Genomic DNA, 4,918 nt, shown 5'->3' with positions numbered 1-4,918 from the left:
TCAAGCCCCCGTTCAAGCCCCCGTTCAGCCCCCCATTCAAACCGCCGTTTGATCCACCTGACATTGCAATTCCTTCCCTGTTTAGCTGTATTCAGTTCATAAAACCCGCATCGCGCAGCAACCCGCCAAAATGCTTGCGTCGTTCTGGCGATTGGAACGGTGCGCGTTCCACCAATTGCGACACCTTGAAATCCGGCTCTTGTTCCAGAACGATTTGGCGGATAGTTGCGACATCGTCATCTTTGCCCTGGGCTATGATCGCCGCCGCCGTAACCCGTAGGTTTGAGGTATATTTCGGGTTGCGCGCCATGGCGTTGCGTCCCAGTTTTTCAGCGGTAGCATAGTCGCCATGCGCAAAATTCGCGATAGACAAGAAATGCTCATAGCGAAACATCAACGGGTCTTCGGGTGACAACTCAATCGCAGTGCTAACGCGGTCAATTGCAACATCGGCATGATCGGCGAAGGCCATACTTGGCCCACTCCACATGATGGTTTCGGCGTCGTTCGGGGCAAGGGACAACGCATTATCAAACAAGTGCATTGCCTCGGAAAAAGCGCGGCCATAGATGACCATATTATGCGCCAGCATGGCCAGCGCGCGCCCCGGATTACCGGGAAGTTTGGTCGCGGTGCGTGCCGCATCCATCATTGCAGCAGCATCGGATTTCGGGTCTGGCGACCAACCTTGACCAAGCCGCAAACTATACCAATCGGCAAGGTATTGATAGGCGAGGGCGAATTGCGGTTCTTTGGCGATAGCCTGATGCAGCAACGGTCCGGCCATATCAAATTGTGACTTTGTCAGATCAAAAATCAATTCCCGCGCTCGCAGGGTCAGATGGTATGCGGTCAAATCCGACAATTTGTAGTTGCTGTGCAGCATCAACTCGACCGAGCGGAGCGAAGGGGCAAGCGTATTCACCACCTCTTCGGCCAAACGGCTTTGCGCGCTGAACAAATGATTTTCGCTGGGCGTCAGCACCCGCGCCCAGACAACAAGACCGGTGCGCGCATCGCAAAGCTGAAAGGAAAGGCGATAAATTGGGCCGGTGCGGCGCAGTTTTGCTGATAAGGCGTAATCCACATGAAGTCGTTTATGCAATTCTTCAAAATCAATAGGCATTGCGCCGAATTTCTGGGCCGAGTTCATTGAAATAACCGACATCTCCCGAATGCCTGCGATTTCACTGACGATGTCTTCAGCCAGCAATTCAGTCAGGCCTTCGGGGATATCCTCGCTCCCCTGTTTTTGGAACGGTAAAACCACGATGACGGGTTGCCCGCCCAAGGATAAGACAGGGCGATGCAAAAGGACGGCGGGCTGTTTGGCGGTGACCTGCTTGTCAAATCCCCCCATTTTTACCCGCACTGCCAAATCCTGCGTGGCTTGCGATGGTTCCATATCCAGGACTCGCACCATGTCATCGAACAAACGGGAATAGAGCGTAAGCGCCCGATTCATGTCGCCCGATTCGGCAGCAATTTGCATGGCGGCACGGCAGGCCGGTTCACAAAGTGCATCAATGGCAAGTGCGACCTCTGCGGCCGCTTTACGTTTGATGACATCCGCTTGAGGATCGTCAATAGAATTCAAAACCGCAGCAAGCGCCTGATCGTGCAGACGGATACGGACATCACGCAACCAATCACCAAAGGCTTGACCTATGCTTTCGGTGCCTCGCAGCAGGTTTTCGCGGATCATGCCCGCGCTTGTTGTGATCGTTTCGTCAAAGCACCCATTTTGCAAAGCGGCGTGAAGCTGCGCGGTATCCGTTTTTATCTTTGTATGATCCAGACGGATCACCTGCCGATCTGCCCAAATCACGCGATCAAGGATTGGGTCGGCCTTTCGCAAATCTGACAACGCCTGCCGCAAGGAATTTTGTGCTTGGGTTTCGCTGCGCTCTTCCCAGAATAGACTGGCGATTTGGCTGCGTGGCACGGCACGCTGGCCTTGCAAGGCAAGATAAGCAAACAAGGCTGCAGGCTTTTGCCCAAGGGATACCCGCTGTCCGGTTCCGGTTGTCAGACTGACCCCACCAATCAAGAAAAGCTCTATCCAATTTGCCAAGGACGCCCCCAATCGCGTGATCATTGTCGAAAATTTACACTCCTACCGCTATTTCTAGGCCCGTTATGCCGACAACGCCTAGCATTGTTTTTCGCCGCAGCGGTGTTTGCGCGCTCCCTTGATCACTTTCCTAACGCAAAACTAACGCTGGCTTGGCGCTGGCTTGGCGCTGGCTTGTGAGGTGGGGTGCAAGATGGGGGCGTCCACGAAAGTGTGGGGCAACATGCCCGCTTGGGGCAAACTCTTGGGGAGAGAGAATATGACGATTAAAACAACGGCTTTGATTTCGACTGCGTTGTTGGCAACTTTGGCCGCCTGCGGCGGCGGCGGTGGCGGCCAACTTGGTGGTCCGATTGAGATTACACCGGCGGAAGAGGGGACGCGCAGTTTTGCGGCGAAAGCTGATGGCAGCACGCAAGATGCAGGTGGTGCCCTGTCGGCGGGTTCGACACTGACAGCGCGCAAGGTGGCTGCAGTAGGCCAACTTTTGAACTACAATAATGGCAAGACCGGCGCAACGGATGCGGCGGTTTCCATCAAAAAGAACGCCCAAGGTGGACACGACGTTACCATCAACGGGAAGGTGATGAAATTCACCGCCGCTGACCGTCTTGTCGAAGCAGATGGGACCTTTGGGTATAACATCGAAGATGATGCCAAAGGGGTGTATTCCTCTGTCTTCAACTACACCGGTGACTTGGACGATCTGCTGAATCCCGGCCATGGCTATGCCGAGGTTTTGAGCATTCAAACCAATAAACTGGGGGCGGATAATGCAGATACAGCGGCCTTTGCCGTCGTGGGTACCGAAACCGCGGACGCAGCCTTGAAAGGCATGCCGACGGCCACCTATAAAGGCAATGCGCGGTTGAATGTGACGCCGAACACTGGCTTCGTTGACAACGGGACCAGCCGCATAAAGGTGCGCAGCGCCATGACCATGACCGCCGATTTTGGCAAGGGAGAGGTTTCGGGCAAGCTGACGGGCATCACCGCGCAGCAACCGGGGTCTGCTGCGCGCGAGTCGCTTCCGGGTTCGGTGCTTCTGAATACCGCCAAGTTCAACAACAACGGTTTCAAAGGCAGCGTTTCGGCTGATGCGGCTTTTGCTGACAACTCGGGTCTGACTGTCGGCAGCGGCACTTATGGCGGCGCTTTCTATGGCCCGGCGGCGAATGAAGTGGCAGGCGGACTGACATTTACGGGCACCGCCGAAGGCGGCACCGCGTTGAACGGCATCGGGTATTTCCAAGGTGGCAAGCAATAAGCTGATGCCCAGCAAAGCGGGTGCCATGCGGTAACGCAAATCGCTCGCTCGGCGCTGCATATGCCCCAAGCTGTGCAGCGCCACCTACCGCTCCTGTTTACATTGGGGCGGGGCTTGGGGCGCAAGGGCCGCGTGAAGGCTGTAATTGCTTGGGGAAAATCATGTTCAAACATCGCCTTGCTGTGGCTCTGTTAGCCACATTGACAGCCATGCCAGTTGCGGCTTTGGCCAAACCCACATCGCCCCGCGCTTTATTGCAGGTGGGGGATTTCGACGGTGCCCGCGCCTCGCTTGCGCAGCTTACGGCGGGGGATCCAAAGGCCGGGTTGCACCGCATGTTTTTGGAAGGGTTGATCTTGATTCATCAATCCGACCCGCGCGGTGCGGCGGCGATGTTTCGAAAAATCCTGGCCGAAGCCCCCGATTACCAACCTGCCAGGCGGGAGTTGAGCGCCACCCTTTACGTTTTGGGCGACAGCGGAGCCGCCAAATTCCATGCCGAGCAATTGCTGGCGTTAACGTCGGATGATCGTATTCGCGCAACGGCACAGGCCATTATCAATTCCAGCCAAGCGGGCAAACCTTCGGGCGTATCGCTGCGCTTTGCGCTGCTGCCCTCCAGCAACCAAAGCAAAGGCACAACAGCGGATGAGGTAATTATCGGAGGCATACCGTTCAAGGTGGATCCGGCATCAAAAGCAGTATCCGGCACGGCGGCGGCAGTGGGGGCAACCCTATGGCGGCGCTGGGATTTGGGTGAATATTGGACAGGCACTGCCAGCCTTGGGCTGGATGCCAAAATCTATGCGGGAAAATCGCCGACCGAGTTGACCTTTGGTCCGCGCTTCGATTTCAGCTATTCCAAAGCCGGAACCCGTTTTTCCGTCGGCCCTGGGATAGAATTCAAGCGTCAAGGCGGGGCGACCATACGCAAACGGGTCGGCGTTAATACCTCATTCCAATCGCGCCTCGCGGAGAATGAAACCCTTGATTTTTCAGCCATGGCCATGCGCCAAACCTATCCCGGACAAGATTATCGCAATGGCTGGATCGTTGGCGGACGTTTGGGCTTGTCATATGTTGTCAGTCCCAGTTTACGACTCTATGCAGGATTGCCGTTTGAACGGGAAAAGACCGGGAGGGTGCATCTGGACCATAGCAAACTGGGGCTGACACTGGGCTTGGATAAGCTATGGAAAGGCGGTCTTTACACCGGGATTTCCGCCAGCATTGAAAGCGACCGCTACGCAGGCCTCTTCCCCGGCTTGGCATATGCCCGTCACGACAAGGTGCAAACGCTGTCGCTTTCCTTGCGTCATTCAAAATTCTCCTTTGGCAAATTTACTCCCGAGATCACCTATAGTTTCACACGACAGAAATCCAATGTCGCGTTCTTTGACTACCGCAGCCACGATCTGAGCATCGGTTTGTCAACAAACTTCTAGGTGTTTGATCGCGGAGTTTGACGGTGCAATATTTCCTTTGAATGGAAGGAGGCACAATGGGCCAGATTCTTCAGGGGAGCGCCACAACGACGGAGGCAGTCCGTAGAGCAATACAGAATAATGAAGAGAGCC

General features: G+C 55.4%; 3 protein-coding genes. 2 read left to right on the top strand and 1 reads right to left on the bottom strand.

The window, feature by feature from the left end:
* Positions 1-91: 91 nt before the first annotated feature.
* A complete protein-coding gene (locus tag L0H65_RS14585) occupies positions 92-1,981 on the bottom strand; it encodes a BTAD domain-containing putative transcriptional regulator (protein WP_301459777.1) in 1,890 nt (629 codons plus the stop codon).
* Positions 1,982-2,333: 352 nt separating this feature from the next.
* Here L0H65_RS14585 and L0H65_RS14580 point away from each other — a divergent pair, with 352 nt between their 5' ends.
* Positions 2,334-3,341 (top strand): transferrin-binding protein-like solute binding protein, encoded by a 1,008-nt coding sequence (locus L0H65_RS14580; protein ID WP_301459776.1) that lies wholly within the window; start codon positions 2,334-2,336, stop codon positions 3,339-3,341.
* 161 nt (positions 3,342-3,502) lie between these two features.
* Positions 3,503-4,786, top strand: coding sequence for a surface lipoprotein assembly modifier (locus L0H65_RS14575; protein ID WP_301459775.1), 1,284 nt, complete (start codon positions 3,503-3,505; stop codon positions 4,784-4,786).
* Positions 4,787-4,918 lie beyond the last annotated feature (132 nt).

The organism is Pseudorhodobacter sp. (assembly GCF_030452865.1).
In the GTDB taxonomy this organism is placed as follows: domain Bacteria; phylum Pseudomonadota; class Alphaproteobacteria; order Rhodobacterales; family Rhodobacteraceae; genus Pseudorhodobacter.
This window is presented reverse-complemented; position numbering and strand designations above follow the sequence as displayed.

Coding starts and splice junctions, on each gene's coding strand:
- L0H65_RS14575 (WP_301459775.1), top strand. CDS start 3,503: ATGTTCAAACATCGCCTTGCTGTGGCTCTGTTAGCCACATTGACAGCC.
- L0H65_RS14580 (WP_301459776.1), top strand. CDS start 2,334: ATGACGATTAAAACAACGGCTTTGATTTCGACTGCGTTGTTGGCAACT.